The following is a 19,404-nucleotide window of genomic DNA, read 5'->3' as shown; positions in this document are numbered from 1 at the left end:
CTTGGACTGCCTACAAGCCGGGATTTGCCGCCATCTCTCATAGCCACTCGGGCCACTGCGCGCACACTGCACCATGGCTCTCCGACTCTGCGCGGTGCGACCGACACGCTCGAGACGGCGCGGCGTGTCCGTATTGCGGCGCGCACGAGTCGCGCGCGGTCCCGGCTCCGCCGAACGGGGTGGCGCGCGCCACGCGCGCGGGAGTGCTCTTCGGCGCGGGCGCGATGGTGGTGGTAGCGGGGGAGGCGAGCCTCTCTTGCTCCGTCCTAACCTACGGCGCTCCAGGTGGCCCCGAGTGGGACGGCGCGCCAGCCACGCCGCTCCCGGAGGCCGCGCCGCCTCCCCGTGTGGACTCGGGCCGCACCGAGCCCCGCGACTGCTACGACGACTCGGCGGCGCTGATCCTGCCTGGAGTGGCTCCTTCGGCGGGCACCATGCGGTGCAGCGAGCCAGAGGCGCGGGAGTTTCGCGCGGCGTGCCTGAGCAGCTCGGCTGCTTACGAGGCGTGCACCGCGGTGATCGAGAAAAACAAGCTATGTGCGCGATGCCTCATCGGGCCGCTGCCGGGCGATCCCGTCGACACGACCCCGATCGGCGCGCTCGTGCAAACGACCGAGAGCACCGTGAGGCCCAACGTGTGGTCGTGCGCCGCGCTCGTGCTCGCGCTGCCCGCGTGCGCGGTGAAGGTCGCGCAGCGGGCGGTGTGCGTCGCGTCGAGCTGCGCCTCGTGCGGGGCAGCGGAGCACAGCGACTGCCAAGCCCGGGCGACCGGGGGCGTCTGCCGCGACACGGTGGACTCCGCCTGCGAGGCAGCGCTGGCGGCCGGTGCGGAGCGCTGGAAGCCCGTGTGCGAGGGGGGCAACTTCGACGAATCGTACGCGAAGGTCGCTGACTTCTTCTGCGGCGCGGGCCCCGGAGCCGACGCAGGCCCCGGAGACGCCGCGCCTGAGTGAGCTAGCGCTCGCTCCGTCGCTTCCGCAGCCCGAGCACGAGGGCGCCGGCCGCCACGCCGAGGAGCGCGGCTAGAGCGCCGAACCGCTTGATGACCGAGGATTTTCGCCGAGTTGCGAGCCGTGCGAGGCGCGACGACGAGTCCTACTGCTGCTGGGCGAGGAGGAGCAACGAAGTACGGCGACGTAAATCGGCGAGAAGCCGACCGAATCAAGCGGTTCGGCGCTCTAGTCTCGTCGCTTCCGCAGCCCGAGCACGAGCGCGCCGGCCGCCACACCGAGCAGCGCAGGCCACGCGCCCCCGGTCGACCCCCCGGGGGCGCTGCATTTGCACCCAGGCTTGTTCGGAGGGATGTCCGCCCACGCCGCCGGAGCGCTCGCGGAGAGCGCGAGGGTGGCGAGAAGGGGAAGCACGACGCGGGCGAGCAGCGGGGAGCGCATCTGTGCAGGATGCACCAACATCCACCCGCGCGATTCTCTCTCTCTCTCTCTCTCTCTCTCTCTCTCTCCTCTCTCTCTCTCTCTCTCTCTCTCTCTCTCTCCTCTCTCTCTCTCTCTCTCTCTCTCTCTCTCTCTCTCTCTCTCTCCTCTCTCTCCTCTCTCTCTCTCTCTCTCTCTCTCTCTCTCCCTCTCTCTCTCTCTCTCTCTCTCTCTCTCTCTCTCCTCTCTCTCTCTCTCTCTCTCTCTCTCTCTCTCTCTCTCTCTCTCTCTCTCTCTCTCTCTCTCTCTCCCTCTCTCTCTCTCTCTCTCTCTCTCTCTCCCTCTCTCTCTCTCTCTCTCTCTCACGCGCGCCACGCGCGCCCCACCCCCGCGCCCCCGCACCCCCGCACCCCCGCGCGCCCCGCACCCCCCTCGTGCAGACTACGGTGTCCGCACGACGTGCACCGCCGTGAGCGGGCGCTTCCCGAGCGCCTTCCCAGCCACGCGCCTCACCGCCATGCTGGCGCACTCGGAGAGGCGCTCGTCAGTGAGCGGCGGGCCGAGCGCCTCGACCGCGCGCGTGATCTCCTCGCGGGCGTCGCGCGCGATCTGCGCCTCACCCGCGGCCTCCACCACGCCCGTGAAGCTGACGCGCGGCGCGGCCGAGGGCTCGCCGCGTGGCCCCACGAAGAGCACGCAGGACGCGAGCCCGGAGCTCGCGAGGGCGCGGCGCTCTTCGAGCACCTCGGGCGTGATCGCGCGCTTCGCGTAGATCGCCACCCGCCCGGCCGGCACATCGTCGCCCCGCGACAGGCCGTCGGCGTCGAGCCAGAGGGACTGACCGTTCTCGATCACCGCGACGTCTGCCACGCCCACCTGGCGCGCGAGCTCCGCGTGGCGCTCCAGGTGAACACGTGTACCATGCACGGGCATGAACGCTCGCGGCCGAACGAGCTCGAGGAGCCGGCGCTGCTCGTCCCGGTGGGCGTGGCCGCTCACGTGGAGTCCTCGGTCGGTGCTGCGCGTGTGGAGCGTGACGCCGCGGCGCACGAGAGCGCTCAGCATGGCGTAGGCCTCGGGCTCGCGCCCCGGGATGACCCGGCTCGACATCACCACCGCGTCGCCCGGCCCGAGCGTGAGGGTGGGGTGCTCGCCGCGAGCCAGCTTCGCGAGGGCCGCCTGCTCCTCCGCCTGCGTGCCCGTGGCGACGGCGAGGATGGCGCTCCGCGGCAGCTCGCCGACGCGAGAGTCTCGGAACGTGGCGTCGCTCGCCCACTCGAGGTACCCCGTGGCGTGGGCCACCTTCGCGTGGGTGCGCACGCTTCGGCCGAGGAGCACGAGCTTGCGGCCCGTCTTCCGCGCGACCTCGCCGAGGAGCCGGAGCCGATGCACGTTGGACGCGAACATGCCCACCACCACCGCGCCGCGGGTGGCCTGGGTGACCCGTAGGAGCGCGTCGCCCACGCCGGCCTCGCTCCCCGCGCTGCCCTCGGACTCGATGTTCGTGGAGTCGCTGAGGAGCAGCGCCACGCCCTCGTCGCCGAGGGCCCGCAGGCGCTCCTCGTCGAAGGCCTCGCCGTCGGGCGGCGACTCGTCGAACTTGAAGTCGCCGGAGTGGACCACGAGCCCGGCTGAGGTACGCAGCGCGAGGGCCGTGGCGTCGGCGATCGAGTGGGTGACCCGCACGTGCTCTACCCGAAGCGGGCCCACGTCGTAGGGCTCGCGCACGCGGCGCTCGATGAGCCGCGCGTGGGCGAGCACCTCGTGCTCACGCAGGCGCTCGCGCACGAGCTCGAGGGCGTAGGGCGGGCCGAACACCGGCACGTCGTGGCGCCGCAAGAGGTACGGCAGGGCGCCGATGTGGTCTTCGTGGCCGTGGGTGAGCACGACCCCTGCAAGCTGCACGTGATCGAGGAACGAGAGATCGGCGTGCGTGACGTCGACCCCGAGGTGCGCGTCTGCGAAGGTGACGCCGCAGTCGATGACCACGGCGCGCTTTCCAGCGACCACCGCGAGGCAGTTCATGCCCACCTCGCCGAGCCCGCCCAGCGGCACGATGCGCACACGTGCGTCCGACATCGCGCACCCGTAGCACAGTCGGCTCGCCTTCGGTCCCGTGGGGGCGGGCCCTTGGTGGCGCCCGGCCGGACGCCGGCGCGTTACCTTGGCGCGAGCGCGACGAAATGGGCGGTGCGGAACCGCACTTCATACCCCTCCGAGCGGACGCTCTCCTCCCCGTCGAGGCCAGGGGCGCCGGCGATGGCGATCACCACGCGCGGCCGGGTGCGCGCGAGATCGTCGCGGTCCTGGGCGAGCCACGCGCCGCGCTTGTAGGCGCAGTTCGGCCAGGTGAGCTGGGCCGTCGTGAAGAAGCGCCCCTCGTACCGGCGCCCCGCGAAGAGATAAAGGCCGGGCTCGTAGCCGCGCACGAGGATGTTGTCGCCCGGTCCCGTGTTCGCGCGGAGCCACGCCGCGAGCTCCCACTGCTCCGCGGGGAAGAACCCGAGCGCCCGCGCGTCGAAGGTCGCGAGGTAGGCGCGCTGGTCGTAGCGGCCCGTGACACGGCGCGCGAGGGCCCGCCAGCGGAGCCCGTAGACGGCGGGCGGCGTCCAGATCTCCCAGCAGGAGATGGCATAGAAAAAGATGCACTGTGCAAGAAACAGGGCGTGAGCGCGCTTCACCGCCTGGGGGAACATGCGCGCAATCTCGTGGGCGACGGAGGCCACGACGAGCGCGACGAGCCCAACGAGCAGCTCGGGCTCCGACAGATCGCTCGAGCCCACGACGGCGAGGCTCACGACGGAGGCGAGCGCGAAGCCCGCGACGAACACCGCGCGGCCGAACGCGGCTGCATCGCGCTGGAGCGCGGCGCGGAGCGCGCCCGCGAGGAACACGAAGGCGAGCGGGCTCGTGACCGGCTCATAGGTGGCCCAGAGCCGCGCCGAGAAAAGGGCGGCGCCGAAGGTCTCCCAGCGCGGTTCGCCGAGGAAGACGCAGCGCGCGGACCACAAGAGATCGTGGGCGTCGGACAGGCCACCGCCGGCGGCGATCGGGAGCAGCGCGAAGGCGATGGCGACACCGCCCCCCGCGAGCACGAGGCCCACTCGACGGGCGCGCTGGGCACCTCCGGCGGGGTCCGTGAACGCCACGCCGAGCAGCAGCGGCACGAACGGGAACGCGGCGGTCCGCAGGGTCAGCGCGACGCCGAGGAGCGCGCCGGCGACCAAGGGCCCGCGGAGCGCGTGGCGATCGCGGAGCAGCGCCGCGGCGGCCCCGAGGAGCGCGGCGGCCACGAAGACCCCGCCGCGCCCGGAGGTCCAGAAGTCGAAGTACCCGTGCGCGAACAAGCTCGCGCCGCAGGCGGCGAGCCCGCGCACCCCGGGCGCGAGGGTCGTGCCGCGCGGGAGCGCCACCAAGGGCGCGAGGGCCCCCACTGCGAGGACGGCGAGGAGCGCCGCGACCCGCAGCGGCACGGCGCCGTGGTTCCCCAGCAGCGCGAGGAACGCGTGGAGCCCCACGAGCCCGGGGGCGTCGAACGAGAGGGTCGCGCGGTATGGAGTGGCGCCATGGAGCCACGCGCGGGCCACGTACGCGGTCAGCGCGTGCTCGCGGCCGAACGGTGTCGTGAGGTGGACGGCGCCGATGAGCGCCGCGAAGGCGAACAGCGCAGCGTCGACCCTGGCGAGTCGCGGCTTCACCACGACGTCTGGTCTCTGAAGGTGGGCGCCGCCGGGCGCTCGAGCACCGTGAAGGAGTCCGTCTCTTCGCGACGTACGTAGCCGAGGCGCTCGTAGGTCTCCGCGGCGTTCACGCCCGTGTGCTCGTAGGTGAGCGCGACGACCCAGCGCGGCGGCGCCGCCTTGAAGGAGGCAAAGTCCTCCTGCGAGAGGCGGTCTCGCCCGGCCGAGAAGCGCTTCTCCGTGAGGAACGTGCTCCAGAAGAAGCGCCCGTCGTAGCGCTTGTTCGCGGCGAAGTAGATCTGAGGCTCGAAGCCGCGCACCGCGAGGCGATCGTCGGGTGCCGCGTGGTCTCGCACCCACATCCCGACGGCGCGCGAGTCGGTCCACGCGTAGAAATTCGGGAGGGTCCACATTTGATCGAGGGGTGCGCGATCTCCAGTGCGCGCGAGGTAGAGCGCGCGCTTGGCGACCTGGAGGCCTCGCGCGCCCTGCGCGGCGCCCACGAGCTGGAGCAGCACGAGGACCGCGAGCGGCCCCTTCATGGCGACCACGCCACCGGACGCGCGGAGGCGGTCGTCGAGTTCCCGCGCCAGCGCCGTGACGGCGAAGACGAGGAGGCCCACCATCGCCACCCAGTGGTAGGTGAAGAATTTCAGCTGGATCACGACGGTGAGCACGCCCGCCACGAGGCCCGCCGCCGCCGCCCCACAGAGGAGCACCGTGTGCCGGTCGCCGCGCGCGCGGGCGCGGTACGCGAGGACCGGGAGCGCGTTCGCCACCACGATGAACGTCGCGTTGAAATTGGTGATGCCCCAGGTGGTGGACTGGAGGCCCTGGAGCACGCCGTTCACGTAGCTCCCCCCGACGACGTACTGCCGGGCGATGACCACGAGCACCTCGTGCATGGCGGGCAGCGCGCCCTTCGCGCCGAAGTAGCCGAACATGAGGGCGAGGGGCAGGGCCGCGCCGACAGCGCAGCCCGCCGTGGCGAGCAGCGCGCTGCGGAGCGTGGCCCGCCGGTCGTCCTGCTGGCGCGCGAGCGCCCAGAGGAGCACGCCGTAGGCGGCCAGCGCCGAGAACGCCGTGGGCGGCTTGAACAAAACCGCGAGCGTGGCGAAGAGCCCCACGCGGACGCCCGACGCGAGCGCCGCGCGCGACGAGCCGCGGACGGAGCTCGTCATGGCGGCCAGCGCGAAGACGCTGCAGAAGCTCTCGCACTGCGCGGTGTTCCAGAAGTCGAACGGGCCGAAAGTGAGCAGGTTCGCCGCGAGCACGCCGAAGCCGATGAGGCCGGGGCGCGGGCGCTCGCCGCGCGGCGTGACGGCGTACGCGGCGAGCACGCCGACGGGCAGCACGCAGCCGAAGAGGTCGAGGACTCGAATGCCCCACATGTGATCGCCAAACAGAAAGAAGGCGGTCATGTGGGCGAAGAAGATGCCCGGGGTCTTGATGTCGAAGGTCGAGACGAACGGCAGGCGTCCGGCGAGCCACTCGCGGCCGATGTAGCCGTGCGTGGCCTGGTCGCGGCCGAAGGGGTAGAGGAGCGACTGGGCGCCGAAGGCGATCCCGCAGAGCGCGAGCGCGAGGTCGAACCGCGTGACCACGTCGAGCACCGCGCGGAGGCGCGTGAGGCCCACCGGGGAGCCCGGCGGGCTCGCGACGACGGCGGGGGTCTCTGGCGGCACGGCGGCGGGTTCTACACGCAAACCACGCGGCGTTGAAGCCTCCCCCGCGGGAGCGTCTGTCCTCGGGGCGCAAAAGAAGCTATCACCGGCGGGATGTCTGGGCTCGAGACGCGGCGCTTCCTCATCGTCACTGGCAAGGGCGGCGTCGGCAAGACCACCGTGGCCGCCGCCGAGGCGCTGGCGCTGGCCCACAAGGGCAAACGCGTCCTCGTCGCGATGTGCAACGCGAAGGAGCGCCTCTCCACCATGTTCGGGTCCGACCTCATCAGCACCGAGGTGATGGCGGTCGCGCCCAACGTGTGGGCCGTGAACATGGAGCCCGAGGTGGCCATGGAGGAGTACGGGATGATGACCCTGAACTCCCGTGCACTCTACACGCTTCTGTTCGACAACGACTACGTGCGCGCGTTCTTCGCGGCTGTGCCGGGCATGCACGAGTGGGCCATGCTGGGCAAGGCGTGGTGGCACACGACGGAGACCCTGGCGGACGGGCGAAACAAGTACGACGTCGTGATCCTCGACGCGCCGGCGACGGGCCACGGGCTCGACATGCTGCGGGTGCCGAAGGTCATCCTCGACGTGGCGCCCGCGGGCCTGCTGAGGCGCGAAGCCGAGAAGGCGTGGGCGCTCTTCCAAGACCCCGCGACGTGCGCGATCGTGCTCGTGACGCTGCCGGAGGAGATGCCCACCCAAGAGACGATCGAGCTGTCGCGCTCGCTCCGCGACGAGCTCGGCCTGCCCATCGGCAAGATCGTCGTCAACTGCGTGCTCCCGCCGCTCTTCTCGCGGGAGGAGCGCGCCGCGCTCGAGGCCACCACGACGGACGGCGACCGCTCCCCGGCCGACGCGGCGGTGAGCGTCGGCAAGGCGCGGTCCGCCCGCGAGCGCGTCCAGGCAGCGTGCCTCGCGCGGCTCGCGAAGGAGCTGCCGGTGCGGCCCTCCTTCTTGCCGCAGCTCTTCGAAGACGCCGCCCGCCCTGACGCCATCCTGCGGCTCTCGCGCCGCCTGACCTAGCGGCCCGCTACGGCGGCTCCGCCGAGCTGAACGCGCGAGCGGGCACCGCGGGTTTCTGGCGGAATTTCCGTGCAGTTCTCCCCCGCTGTGCGCATAACGTGGGATCTTCGGAGGTCTCGCCCATGCGCCGTCTTGGAATCGTCCCGGTCCTCACCCTCGCCCTGTTCACGAGCGTCGCCTGCTCGAGCGAGCTGCCCGAAGACGCGGCCGCCGGCGAGGCCGAGGAGCACGTCACCGAGCTCAAGTCCTACTGGGCCGACGCGAAGAAGCTCGACCTGGGCGATCTCTCCCGCGTCGCGGTGGGCTTCGCGACCGACGGTCTGAACGACGGCCTCTCCACCGGCAACTTCGCGCTGCGCTTCGAGCCGCCGCAGGTGTTCGGCGTCGCCGCCGAGCCGAACAAGGTCCTGCCCGCCTCGGCCCGCGTGAAGGGGCTCGGGGAGGTGGTCACGGGGCTCGGCGCGCGCTTCGGCGAGAACGAGATCGGCACCGAGGTGAACAAGCTCCGCCTCGAGCGGCTGCGCGCCGGCGGCGACGAGTACTACGTCGAGTCGGGCTTCCTCATGCGCGCCGGCATCGGGCACTCGTGGTCGTTCGACGCCCCAGGCTTCCCGGTGCAGACCAGCCTTGGCTTCGACGCGAACACCGAGCTCTCGTCGCGCGTCATCATCGCCACGCCCGACTCGGGGCTGGTCTCGCTCCTGAACGCGCCGCTGAAGGCGCTGAAGGAGACCCGCGGCTTCGTCTATCCGCGCAGCTCCGCCGAGATCCGCAAGATGAAGGTGGGCGAGTCGTTCGCGCTCCGCGGCCAGGGCAAGCTCGGCGCGAACGTGGGACTTGGCATGCCCCTGCTCGTCGCCGAGCCGACGGGCGGCGTGCTCTATCGCGTCGTAGCCTCCGCCGGCGTGTCCACGGTCGTGGGCGGCCAGGTCGACGTGCAGCTCGTGCGCCTCGCCGGCGACGAGGTGGCCATCGACGTGGGCGTGGAGAACGGGCGCGGCCTCTCGGTGCGCGCGGGCATCAGCGACGGGTTCGGCATCAAGGGCGTCTGCGAGGACCGCGAGCGCTGCCTGCGGCCGGTGACCCTCGGCGGCCGCAGCGTCGATCTGGCGAAGCTCGTCGAGAAGGCCGTCGAGAAGCGCCTGAACCAGTACCTGACCTTCAGCGTCGACGCGGGCGCCTCGAGCTCGTCCGGGCGCATCAGCATGTCGCGCATCCGCGTGCACCTCGACGGCGGCAACAAGGAAGAGGTCGACCGCGCGCTGGAGCAGGCGCTGCACCTCGATCTCCGCCTGGCGCAGGCGATGTACAACCGCGATCTCGACCAGAAAGACCCCGCCGTGCGGGTCGACTTCGACGCGGTCCGCGCGTCCACCACCTCGACGCGAAACTTCGGGTTCGAGCTGCTCGGGATGAACGTCTACCACCGCGCGGTGGTCGAGAAGGAGGGCACCTTCGTCGTCCAGACGCCCGAGGGAACCCGCGCTATCCTCTTCGATTCATTGAACAAACACGGCGGCTGGTTCCAGACCGACCACGGGTTCACGCGCGTCGGCGTCGCCGCGCAGACCCTCGACGCGAAGAACCCCGACAACTTCCGCAGCGAGGCGAACCTCTTCATCCAGACCGTCGCGAGCGACAGCCACCTCGACGACGATCTGCTCATCGACGCGGGCGACGCCCTCATCCTCTCCGTCGCCGGCGCGAAGGCCCTCGAGACCCTCGACAGCTTCGGCAACGCGCTCGACGCCGCCGTGAAGACCAAGTGCTTCATCGCGGCCAAGCCGGCCGCCGGCAAGAACGGCCACCACACCGCCGCGCAGCTCGACGAGAAGTGCGTGGTCGCGCTGCTCGACGACCCCGCGCACGTGCGCCTCCGAACCGAGGGGCTCGCCGCGTTCGACAAGGAGATCGCCGGCCTCGCCGAGGACTACAAGAAGCTCCTCCACGAGGTCGCGTTCACCCGCCTCGCGCTCCAGTCGGTCGGCTCTGACAACCCGGACGCGTTCAACGGACCGAACGCATCCATCACCGTCGACTACCGGCTCGACGACAAGGCCCTGGAGGTCCTCACCGCGCGTACGAAGGAGCAGTACCGGGCCGCGCTGCGCGAGTACCTCGCCACGGTGCAGATGGACCGCATCGACAACGCGCGCGGCAAGACCACGAAGGAGGCGGCGCGGCGCGACGTCGACGCGAAGTGGAGTCGCGACCTCGACGCCCTCGCCGGCGTATTCGACAAACAGGTGAAGGCCTACCGCCTCATCCAGGAGGCAGAGCGCCTTGTCCCGCAGGTGCTCGCGGGCAAGCGCTACTCCACGTACCCGCTCGGCGTGCGCTTCTCGGTCGACGGCGATCTCGCCAAGTCGTACGAGTCGGCCGTGCTCGAGTCGACGAGCGGCGACCGCGCCCGGGCAGCCGCGAGTCTGTTTGATGCACTCTACAAGGAGTCGGATCGTATCAACGCGGCGCTGTTCGACGAGCACACCGCGGCCTTCCCGCTGTTGGCCCTCGTCCCTCCGAAGAACGTGCAGCTCGGCCTCGACATCAAGACCGACACCAAGTCGACCTTTTGGCAGAACCGCGAGCGCTTCCAGAAGGCGAGCTTCCGCAGCGTCGCGCTCGCCGCGCAGGGGTCGGAGTCTTCGATCATCAGCGCCGGCATGTTCGACCTCGACCGGGTGATCGCCGGGCAGTGAGCCTCGCTCGTCTCGCGCGCGGAGGGCTCGGCCTGCTACTCGCCGCGCTCGCCGCGCCGACGTTAGGGGGGTGCGCTCCCGCCACGTTCAACGTGCGGGCGGCGCGCGCGTTCGCCAACGAAGAGGCGGTGCCGGAGGTGGTCATCGATCGCGCGCGCGACCTCGCGGCGGCGCGCGCGCTCGTCGGGCAGCTGCTCGCCGCGACCCCCTACTCTCCGTCCGACGGCGCCGGGGGCTGGGTAGCCATGCTCGGGCTGGACGGCACCGTGGGCGATCGGCTGAAGTCGGAGCTCGCGTCGAAGCCCCCGTACGAGAGCCACGAGCACGAAATCCCGACCGTAAAGATCTACCGCGCGCACCTGGAGCGGGTCGCGCGGTCCGCCGCGACCCCGCGAGCGGCGACGTACCCCAGCGTGCTCGACGCGGTGGCCACGCTCACGCCCGAGGCGAAGAACCTGAAGGGCCTGTGGGCCCGCTACGCGCTCGCCGTCAACGCCCACGGCGACGCGCTCGTCGTCGAGAGCCGCCTCGCCGAGGCCTTCGCGCGACAGCCGCGGCCGCGGGATGGCGCGCCCCTCCCCGTGCCCAGCGAGCTCGTCGAGGCCCGGCGCGTGCTCGCCGTCGCGACCACGCAGGCGGCGGCCGCAGAGGCGCCGCTCGTCGCCGCGCTCGACTCGCTCGCCCGCGCCGACACGTCCGATCCGGTGAAGGACCGCGTCGCCCGCGACGGGCTCGCGGTCTTCTCCGTCGCGCTCCGCGTCACGCTGGAGGGCCAGGCGCTCGTGCCGGTGCTGCGGGGGCAAGCGGCGCGCGCGATACAGTCCGCGCAGCGGGACATTTTCACGGGCGGAGGGAGCGCGGCCGAGCACGAAGAACGGCTCGGCCTCTCCGAGGTGCCGGGGCGCGCGCAGCGCTTCGAGGCGAGCAGCGCGGCCGACGAGCGAGTCCTCAGCCGCGCCGTCTCCGCGCTCGCGACGGAGCTCCACACCGAGCGCGAGGCCACGGCCGGCTTCCGCTACCGGCAGAGCATCGTCGACCAGGTCGTGGGCGTGCAGTGGGACTCGATCCGCGCCCACGCGAAGCTCGACGGCGAGGTGCTCTTCTACAACCAGATCAGCACCAACGGCGTAGCGGGTGACTACACCGGGCGAACGCGCCGCTTGCAGTACGACGTGGCGCCCGTGGCGATGGTGGGCGCGCGCCTCATCGTCGCCTTCGATTGGCTCCATCTGCAGAACGCCGCCAGCTTGAACGGGGCGTTCACCACCGATCGCCTCTTCGGCGCCAACGGCACGATCCAGAGCTCGGGGTCCCTCGGCGAGCGGCTCGGCCTCACCGGCTTCGCGAGCGACATCCTCGACATCGGCGCCGGGCTCGTGGGCATTCGTACACGGCTGAAGAACGCCACGTTTACCGCAGGACAAGTCCGTGAAATTGCGGTCGATCCTACGACCGGGCAGGACACCGGCGAGGTGAGCCGCGCGCCGCTACGCCTCTCGTTCACGCAGCTCGACATCGGCTATGACATCGCCGGTCACCTGCCGCCGGAGGCCGTGGGGCGACTGTGGATCGAGGAGACGGTCCTCGGCTTTCGCTACATGAGCTACCGGCTGCCGCGCATACTCTACGAGCTGAAGGACGTGGCGCCGCCGGGCTCGGAGGGCCAAAACTTCAAGTTCGATCGCGAGAGCCCCGCCCAACAGCTCACGACCCAGTACTACATGGGCGGCGGCACGTTCCGCTTTGGCCAGGGCGAGGGGCGCATGGTGTCGCTGTTCGGCGATCTCGGCTTCTACGGGGGCGCTGGGCCGTCGCGGTATTTCTTCGCGAACCTGAACGTCGAGAAGCCCACGGTGATCGTGCTCGACGGCTCGGCCGGGCTCGGCGGGCGACTCCGCCTCACGCCGCGTCGCAGCCGCCTGCGCGTGCTGCTCGAGCTGCAATACCACGCCGAGATCTTCTACCAGACGGTGATCTCGGGGCTGCGCGCCACCGAGAGCGACAAGGGCACGACCTACACCGTGGACAAGAAGGTCGAGCTCGGAGGCACGGATCTCTTCCACGGGCCGCGGCTCCAACTCGTCGGCGTGTTCTAACAGCCCGTTGATTTGCTCCCGTCCCGTCTCGTCTGTCGCGACGCGCCTCGTCGCCTCGTCGCCTCGCTGCGGCGCAGGCTCGAGGCGGGCGTCCTGCGTTCCCGCACGCCCGCGTCGAGGCTCGCGCGAGGGGCGAGCCCGTCACCGAGGCCGGTGAGTCTCGTAGAGCGCGTCGCGCCACGTCACCAGATCGGCGTACCGCGCCGAGAGCCCGGGGTCGGTGAAGCTGCGCCGGCTGGCGTGGCCGAGGCGGAGCCCGAACGCCGGCGGCTCGACGAACGCGAGCGCCTGCGCCATCGCGATGTCGGCGAAGGTGAGCTCGCCGAGCAGGGTGCGGGGCGCCTTCGGTGCGGTCGGTGAGGCCTCGGGGGGCGGCGCCGCCGCGAGCGCCTCGCGGAGGGCGTCGAGGCAGCGCGCGAGCTCGGACGCGTGCGGCTCGCGGGCCGCGCCACACACGCCGTACTTCGCGAGGGTGCGCTTCACCCCTGCGCGGCCGAGCGCGCCCGCGAGCGGGCCGAGCGGGCGCCGCACGGCCCTCGGGACCATCTCCCTCAGCGCCTCGCTGTCGTCCAGCATGCGCAGCAGCGAGAGGCCTCGGCCCGCGGCGAGCGCGCGCTCCGAAAGATCAACAAGATTGATCATTTCAGCCTCTCGCTCGGGCGGGAAGAGGCGAGGGCCCGCGCCCTGCGTGTCGGCCCAGCGCGCGATGGCGAGCGAGTCGGTGAGCACGACGCCGTCGTCTCGCGTGAGCACGGGCACCGTCACCGCGCCGGTGAACCGCCGCGTCTTGAGGCGCAGCGCGGGCTCCCCAAGGAGCGGCGTGTAGCCGCGGAAGCGGAACCGGACGCGCCGCGCGTCGAGCGCGAACCGCGCCTTCTCCGTCCAGGGTGAGTAGACGAGCCCGAGCAGTTCGACCATGCGGTGGTTGTATCACCCCGCAGCGCGGGCGCCGGCTACCGGGCGTCTGGAGCCCCGCCCGCGTCCGCCGCGCCCGAGCCGACGGGCACGAGCGAAGCATGTTCGCCCGCGCGCACCACGAGCGCACGCGCGCGGCCAAGCGATACGCGACGCGCGAGATCGACGCCAAAGTGGAGGTAGCCCGCGGCGCCCGGCGCGAGCGTGCGCGCGTTGTGGCCCTCGGGGGACTGGCGGAACGCCGCGCCCTCGGGGAGAGTCCATGCGCTCTCGAGCACCTCGCCGTCGTCGAGCACCACGTCCGCGACGACCTCGGGCTTGGTGTTCTTGAAGAACACGTCGGCCACGAGCGTGGTGTCGGGCGCGGCCGTGATCGAGACACGAAACGCACACGCGTCGCGCGGCCGGAAGATCTCGGCGACCATCGCGCTGGCGGCGTCGAGCTCCTTCTTGCTGCAAGGGGGGTGGTTGGCGGCCGGGGCCAGTGTGCCCACACCCTCGAGCGTGGTGCTCGCCGCGGGCCACTTGGCCAGCTCCGTGAGCACCTGGGCGCGGTGGTGCCGGAGGATCCGCTCGCCCCACTCGGTGCGTCGCGCGACGCGCGGATCGGCCCAGCCCACGAGGGCGGCGAGCGAGCTCGTCTGCCTCGTGAGCTCACCCGTGAGCTTCGCCTGCCCGAACCCGCGCACGTTCGCGTCGACGAGGTGCGCGTCGAGCGCGGCGTTGCGGAGCGCGCGAGTCGCGGCCGGCAGCTCGGCGCCGAGGCGCGCCTCGACCTCGGCGTGGGGCAGCAGCGCACACGCGACCTTGTGCTCCTCGCGACGGCCCTCGAAGAGCCCGCGCGGCGACAGCGCCACGGGCACCTTCGCGCCGAGGGCCGAGACGACGAACACGCTCTTCGGGCCGAGGGTCACGAGCGGGACGGTGAACCCCACGTGCGCCGTGCCGGACGCCCCGGCGCGCGCGAGGTGCGCGTCGCCGAGGTCGACGTCGAGAGTCACCGTGGGGGTGGTGTATGCGCCGATGAGGCCGCTGAGCCCCTGCCGCACGCGAGCGGCCGTCTCGAAGTGGCAGACGAGCATGCCGACGGCGCCCTCCCCGAGTGGCCGCGGGGCGCCGAGGAGCTCTTCGTAGAGGCGCTCTGCGCGCGCCTCGGTGAGGGAGGGCCCGTAGCCCTCGCTCGCGGGGGCGAAGCTCGGCCGCCTTTGCTCGCTCGCCTTCGGCGTGGTGGGCGGCGTCGCGGTGTCGGGGGTGGCCTCGAAGCGGAGCTCGGGCGAGAGCGCGCCCGGATCGACGGCGACGGGGTCGCCCGCCCCACCGTCGAACCGAACGTTGCGGCGACCGAGGGGAGAGCAGCCGCGGCACCCCGGGAGGCCGAGCGCGAGCGCGACGAGCGCGACGAGCGCGACGAGGCCCGCGGGGCGAGCCCACGGCCGCGCGCGCCCCCGCGACGCGCTCAAAGCCAGCCGTGCTCGAGGTACCACTTGGCGGTGAGGCGAGTGCCCTCGGGCCAACGCACTTCGGGCTCCCATCCGAGCGCAGCGCGCGTGGCCGCGGCGTCGCACACGAAGTGGTTCTCGAGCATGGCGACCTTCTCCCGCGTGAGCATCACCGGCTTCTTCGCGGCCTTCCCGTAGGCCTCCACGAAGAACGCCGCCGCGCGCATCACGCCGAAGGGGACGCCGGCTCGCATGAGCGCGCGCTGGTCGAGGGCGTCTTCGATCTTCATCATCGAGGCGCGCTGCTCCCACACGTCGCCGTCCGCGACGAAGTAGATGGATCCGCTGGGCACCTCGGCGTCGAGCGCGCGAATGCACGCCTCCGCGCAGTCCGGCCCGTACACGAAGGTGTACTTCGTGGTGCCGTCGCCGGTGAGCGGGAGCACCCGACGTTTCACCGCGCGGAACGCCTCGAGCAGCTCGTTGTCGCGAGGACCGTAGATGGCGGTGGGCCGCAGGATGGTGATGGGCAGCTCGTCCTTCAGCGCGAGGCAGGCCTTCTCGGCGGCGAGCTTGGAGCGCCCGTACTCGGTGCAGGGCTCTTCTTGCGCGAGCGACACAGGCTCGCCATCGCGCGAGGGGCCCGAGGCCTCGAGGCTCGAGACCTGCACGAACCGCCGCAGCGCGCCGCCCGCGCGAACGAGCTTGCGCGCCGCCTCGAGCAGGTTCTGGGTGCCCTGCACGTTCGTGGTGTGGAAGTCGGCCGCGGTGAGCGCCTTGACGACCCCGGCGGAGTGGACGATGGCGTCGACGCCGACGACCGCTTCTTCCACCCGCGCCGCGTCTTCCACGCTGCCCTCGGCGAACTCGATGCGCGCACGAGGCAGGGTCTCCAGGAATTTGCGGTTCGACGTGCGGCGCACGAGCACGCGCACGTCGTGGCCCGCCGTCGCGAGGCGCTCCGCGACGTGGCTCCCGAGAAACCCGCTCGCTCCGGTGACCAGGACCTTCATGGCGCCTCTCTAGCAAACTTCCGCGCTCGCGGCGCCCCGAGCGGCCGTCCACGTGACATTAGTCAATCAAGCTTACTGTCGCTTCACCACCGCGTAGAACGAGGCGGTCTTGCGCTTGAGGCGCACGAGGATCTGTCCGTCGCGCGCGGCCTCCTGCACGTGAACCGCCGTGGGGTCGGCGTGGCCGTCGACCTCGACGATGACGTCGCCCGCCTTCAGGCCGGCGCGATCGGCGGCCGAGCCCGGCACGAGGGCGGCCACGGCCGCGATGGGCTTGGGGCGAAGCCCGGCGGCCGCGGCCTGCTCGGCGGTGAGATCGCGCACGGTGAGGCCGAGGCCTGAGGGTGGCGTGGCGGGCCGCTGCATGGGGAGCGCGTCGGCGCGCGGCTCCGGGCGCGCCGCGAGGGTGATCTGGCTCGTGTAGCGCTTGCCCTCGCGGAGCACCTCGAGGGGCACCACCTTACCGACCTCGCGCGCGATGACCTCGCGGATGAGCTCACGCCCGTCGTGCACCGCCTTGCCGTCGACGGCGGCGATGACGTCGCCGGGCTTCAGGTTCGAGCGCTGCGCGGGGCCGTCGGGGTTGACGGAGTTGACGAGTGCGCCCGCGCCCGCGTCGAGACGCATCGCGGCCGCGAGCTCCGGGGTGAGGTCTTGAATGCCCACGCCGATCCACGCGCGCTCGACCTTGCCGGTGCGGAGGAGCTGCTCGGCCACGCGCCGCGCCATGTTCGACGGCACCGCGAAGCCGATTCCGCTGCCGCGGCCGACGATCATCGTGTTGACGCCGAGGACGCGCCCCTCGAGATCGCACAGCGGACCGCCCGAGTTGCCCGGGTTGATGCTCGCGTCGGTCTGGAGGTAGTCCTCGATGACGTTCATGCCGAGGCCGCCCCGCCCCTTCGCGCTGAGCACGCCCGTCGTGACGGAGTAGCCGAGGCCAAAGGGCGAACCGATCGCCACGACCCACTCGCCCACGCGCGCGGCGTCGGAGTCGGCGAAGCGCGCGGCGGGCAAGCCCTTCGCGTCGACCCGAATGACCGCGAGGTCGGTTCCCGGATCGCGTCCGACGAGCGTCGCTGGGAGGAAGCGCCCGTCGCGCAGGCGCACGCCGATCGACAGCGCGCTCTCGATGACGTGGTTGTTCGTGAGGATGGCGCCGTCGGGCGTGAAGACCACGCCGGAGCCCGTGCCCCGCGCGATGGGCGAGTCGCCGCCGCGGCCGAACAGCTTCATCACCGCGTCGGGCTCTTCCCTCGCGGTGACGTCGATCTGCACCACGCTCGGGCTCACGCGATCGGCGACCTGCACGAACGCGTCGGAGAGCTTGCGCGCCTCCGCCGGGGTCTGCGGCTGCTGTGCGGCCCTCTGCGCCTGCGGCACCTGCGGGGCATGCACGGGCGGGGCCGCGGGCGGGGCCGGTGCGCGCGGCTGCGCGTGGGCGGGCGACGCCGCGAGCAAGAGCGCGCACAGCGCGGTCGACGCGTGGACGGCGAGGTGTCGGAGGGCCATGGGCGCGATTGTCCCGCAGCGCGCGCGAGTTCGCCAGTTTAGCGCCGGCTAGCTACGCGACGGGCGCGCGGGTACCGTGGCGCGATGCGAGACCTCGAAGGCAAGACCTACTTCGTGACGGGTGGCAACACGGGCCTCGGCAAGGCCACGGTGTTCGCGCTCGCGCGGCGCGGCGGTGAGGTCGTGCTCGCCTCGCGGTCCCATGAGAAGGCCGCGGCCGTGCTCGCCGAGCTGCGCGCCGAGCTGCCGGAGGCGCAGGTCTCGCTCGCGTCGCTGGACCTCGCGTCGCTCCGCTCGGTCGAGCGGTGCGCGAAGACCTTCCTCGACTCGGGCAAGAAGCTCGACGTGCTCGTCAACAACGCGGGCCTCGCCGGCAGCACGGGCGCCACGGAGGACGGCTTCGAGATCACGACGGGCACGAACCACATCGGCCCCTTCTACCTCACCGAGTTGCTGTTGCCGCGGCTGCGCGAGGCGGGCGCGGCGCGCGTCGTCAACGTGGCCAGCGACTCACACCTCAGCGCCAAGGGCATCGACTGGTCCCACGTGACCCAGCCGCTGTCGTCGCCGCGGAAGGTACTTGCACTCTACAGTGAATCGAAGCTCATGAACGTGGTCCACGCGAGGGAGCTCGCGAAGCGCCTCGAGGGCACTGGCATCACGACCTACTCGCTGCACCCCGGGGTGGTCGCGTCCGACGTGTGGCGCGAGGTGCCGTGGCCGGTGCGGTCGATCATGAAGCTCTTCATGCTCACCAACGAGGAAGGCGCGCGGACACAGGTGCGTTGCGCGACCGATCCGGCCCTCGCGGGGTCTTCGGGCAAGTACTACAAGTCGGAGCGGGAGGCCCGCGTGAACCGGGCCGCGGAGGTCCCCGGCGTGGGCGAGGAGCTCTTCGCGCGCTCGAGCGAGCTCATCGCGGGGGCGCTCGCCCGCTGACGAGCTCCGCTCGGCGGCCTGGCGTGCAGCGGATTCGTTGACATTCTCGTCCTCACTGGCACTCTGAGAGTCTAGGCTACCAAGAGAGGAAGTTGGGATGCGTAAGCTCGTCCGCTGGATCGCCGTCTCCTCCGGGCTGACACTCGCCGGGGCGTGCGGCGGAAAGGTCGCCTCCGACACCCCCTCGCCGGCGCCCACGCAGCTGCCCGCGCCCCCGCCGAGCGGCTCGGTCCCACCCGTGACGCCCTCGGTCGACGCGAGCGCCGACGCGAGCGCCGACGCGAGGGTCGACGGGCCCGTGATCGTCGACGCGAGCACCGACTCGGGGGGGCTCCCGCCGGGCACGGCCGCCGTGGACGTGAACTCGGCGGCCCACACGCTCACGCCCGAGGGCCTGGCGTTCGAGACGCTGCCGAGCGCCGCGAACCCGCCGGGCGCCTTCAACGGACCGGGCGCCGGCAACAAGGCGTTCCTCGGCTTCGCGGGCCACGACGGCACGCCGCTCAGCGCGCTCGGGCCGATCGTGGTGCGGGCACGCCGTGACCAGGGCACGCCGTTCTTTTACCTGAACCTCCAGGTCGACTGCGACGGCGACGGGACCTGGAACGACGCCGTCGACGGCATCGTGGTGGTCGATCCCGAGGCGCTCCCCGGCCTGGCTTTGGACACCGGCGCGATGACCGACGTCGCGATCAACCCGGCCGATCCGGTCTTCAAGATCGTTGGCGCGGGCACGCCGCCGGGACCGCTGAAGTGCGGCCTGTTCTCGCACCTGAGCAGCACGCCGCTCCCGCTCACGAGCGCGCCGGCGGCGGCGCGACTCTGGAACGGCGACACCGGCGACAACGGGATGCCGCGGGGTGCCGTGATGCCCGCGATCTTGCTGGTGCTCGGGGACTCGAACAACCTCGCCGCACGCAAGGTGACCGTCGAGCGCGTCACCATCGGCAGCAAGGTGTACGACTTCAAGCCGTGAGCGCGACGCCGAGATCGCGCCTGGCGCACTTTGACATTACATCCTACCTATTTCGCGGACTTTTCG

At 71.7% G+C, this 19,404-nt stretch carries 14 protein-coding genes; 6 read left to right on the top strand and 8 right to left on the bottom strand.

Going from position 1 to position 19,404, the window contains the following annotated elements; genetic code table 11:
- The first annotated feature begins 179 nt into the window (after positions 1-179).
- Entirely contained in the window at positions 180-953 is a 774-nt protein-coding gene (locus tag IPQ09_12230) for a hypothetical protein (protein ID MBL0194973.1), read from the top strand.
- Positions 954-1,178: 225 nt separating this feature from the next.
- Here IPQ09_12230 and IPQ09_12225 read toward each other — a convergent pair whose 3' ends face one another.
- From IPQ09_12225 to IPQ09_12210, 4 genes are all read right to left on the bottom strand, one after another.
- Positions 1,179-1,745, bottom strand: a complete 567-nt coding sequence (locus tag IPQ09_12225) for a hypothetical protein (protein ID MBL0194972.1) — start codon at positions 1,743-1,745, stop codon at positions 1,179-1,181.
- Between the two features lie 66 nt (positions 1,746-1,811).
- The gene (locus tag IPQ09_12220; protein ID MBL0194971.1) at positions 1,812-3,449 is read right to left on the bottom strand and encodes a ribonuclease J; all 1,638 of its coding nucleotides are present in this window, start codon (positions 3,447-3,449) and stop codon (positions 1,812-1,814) included.
- An 80-nt stretch (positions 3,450-3,529) separates the two neighbouring features.
- On the bottom strand, positions 3,530-5,071 hold the full coding sequence (locus tag IPQ09_12215; GenBank protein MBL0194970.1) for a hypothetical protein: 1,542 nt from the start codon (positions 5,069-5,071) through the stop codon (positions 3,530-3,532).
- Positions 5,065-6,735 carry a hypothetical protein gene (locus IPQ09_12210; GenBank protein ID MBL0194969.1) on the bottom strand — a complete coding sequence of 557 codons (1,671 nt, stop codon included), beginning with the start codon at positions 6,733-6,735 and terminating at the stop codon, positions 5,065-5,067. The genes IPQ09_12215 and IPQ09_12210 overlap by 7 nt, the downstream gene beginning before the upstream one ends.
- Positions 6,736-6,828: 93 nt before the next feature.
- On the opposite strand from IPQ09_12210, the gene IPQ09_12205 reads away from it, so the two are divergent.
- The 3 genes from IPQ09_12205 (at position 6,829) to IPQ09_12195 (ending at position 12,544) form a co-directional block, all read left to right on the top strand.
- Entirely contained in the window at positions 6,829-7,749 is a 921-nt protein-coding gene (locus tag IPQ09_12205; GenBank protein ID MBL0194968.1) for an ArsA family ATPase, read from the top strand.
- 122 nt (positions 7,750-7,871) lie between these two features.
- Entirely contained in the window at positions 7,872-10,448 is a 2,577-nt protein-coding gene (locus tag IPQ09_12200; GenBank protein ID MBL0194967.1) for a hypothetical protein, read from the top strand.
- Complete coding sequence (locus tag IPQ09_12195; protein ID MBL0194966.1) at positions 10,445-12,544, top strand: hypothetical protein; 2,100 nt, start codon at positions 10,445-10,447, stop codon at positions 12,542-12,544. Before IPQ09_12200 ends, IPQ09_12195 begins: the two co-directional genes overlap by 4 nt.
- A 141-nt stretch (positions 12,545-12,685) precedes the next feature.
- On the opposite strand, the gene IPQ09_12190 is transcribed toward IPQ09_12195, so the two are convergent.
- The 4 genes from IPQ09_12190 to IPQ09_12175 all read right to left on the bottom strand — a co-directional run bounded on the left by IPQ09_12190 (position 12,686) and on the right by IPQ09_12175 (position 17,423).
- A complete protein-coding gene (locus IPQ09_12190) occupies positions 12,686-13,462 on the bottom strand; it encodes a glutathione S-transferase N-terminal domain-containing protein (GenBank protein ID MBL0194965.1) in 777 nt (258 codons plus the stop codon).
- Positions 13,463-13,497: 35 nt separating this feature from the next.
- Positions 13,498-14,919, bottom strand: coding sequence for a hypothetical protein (locus IPQ09_12185; GenBank protein ID MBL0194964.1), 1,422 nt, complete (start codon positions 14,917-14,919; stop codon positions 13,498-13,500).
- Positions 14,916-15,911, bottom strand: coding sequence for an NAD(P)-dependent oxidoreductase (locus tag IPQ09_12180; protein MBL0194963.1), 996 nt, complete (start codon positions 15,909-15,911; stop codon positions 14,916-14,918). The genes IPQ09_12185 and IPQ09_12180 overlap by 4 nt, the downstream gene beginning before the upstream one ends.
- Before the next feature lie 72 nt (positions 15,912-15,983).
- Positions 15,984-17,423, bottom strand: coding sequence for a trypsin-like peptidase domain-containing protein (locus IPQ09_12175; GenBank protein MBL0194962.1), 1,440 nt, complete (start codon positions 17,421-17,423; stop codon positions 15,984-15,986).
- Between the two features lie 84 nt (positions 17,424-17,507).
- Between IPQ09_12175 and IPQ09_12170 the strand changes: the two genes are divergently transcribed.
- Together IPQ09_12170 and IPQ09_12165 are read left to right on the top strand one after the other, a co-directional pair.
- Complete coding sequence (locus IPQ09_12170) at positions 17,508-18,362, top strand: SDR family oxidoreductase (protein MBL0194961.1); 855 nt, start codon at positions 17,508-17,510, stop codon at positions 18,360-18,362.
- A gap of 97 nt (positions 18,363-18,459) precedes the next feature.
- Entirely contained in the window at positions 18,460-19,338 is an 879-nt protein-coding gene (locus IPQ09_12165) for a hypothetical protein (GenBank protein MBL0194960.1), read from the top strand.
- Positions 19,339-19,404: the final 66 nt, after the last annotated feature.

Source organism: Myxococcales bacterium, assembly GCA_016720545.1.
GTDB lineage: Bacteria > Myxococcota_A > Polyangia > Polyangiales > Polyangiaceae > JAAFHV01.
This window is presented reverse-complemented; position numbering and strand designations above follow the sequence as displayed.

Coding starts and splice junctions, on each gene's coding strand:
- IPQ09_12175 (MBL0194962.1), bottom strand. CDS start 17,423: ATGGCCCTCCGACACCTCGCCGTCCACGCGTCGACCGCGCTGTGCGCG.
- IPQ09_12200 (MBL0194967.1), top strand. CDS start 7,872: ATGCGCCGTCTTGGAATCGTCCCGGTCCTCACCCTCGCCCTGTTCACG.
- IPQ09_12190 (MBL0194965.1), bottom strand. CDS start 13,462: ATGGTCGAACTGCTCGGGCTCGTCTACTCACCCTGGACGGAGAAGGCG.
- IPQ09_12170 (MBL0194961.1), top strand. CDS start 17,508: ATGCGAGACCTCGAAGGCAAGACCTACTTCGTGACGGGTGGCAACACG.
- IPQ09_12205 (MBL0194968.1), top strand. CDS start 6,829: ATGTCTGGGCTCGAGACGCGGCGCTTCCTCATCGTCACTGGCAAGGGC.
- IPQ09_12165 (MBL0194960.1), top strand. CDS start 18,460: ATGCGTAAGCTCGTCCGCTGGATCGCCGTCTCCTCCGGGCTGACACTC.
- IPQ09_12220 (MBL0194971.1), bottom strand. CDS start 3,449: ATGTCGGACGCACGTGTGCGCATCGTGCCGCTGGGCGGGCTCGGCGAG.
- IPQ09_12180 (MBL0194963.1), bottom strand. CDS start 15,911: ATGAAGGTCCTGGTCACCGGAGCGAGCGGGTTTCTCGGGAGCCACGTC.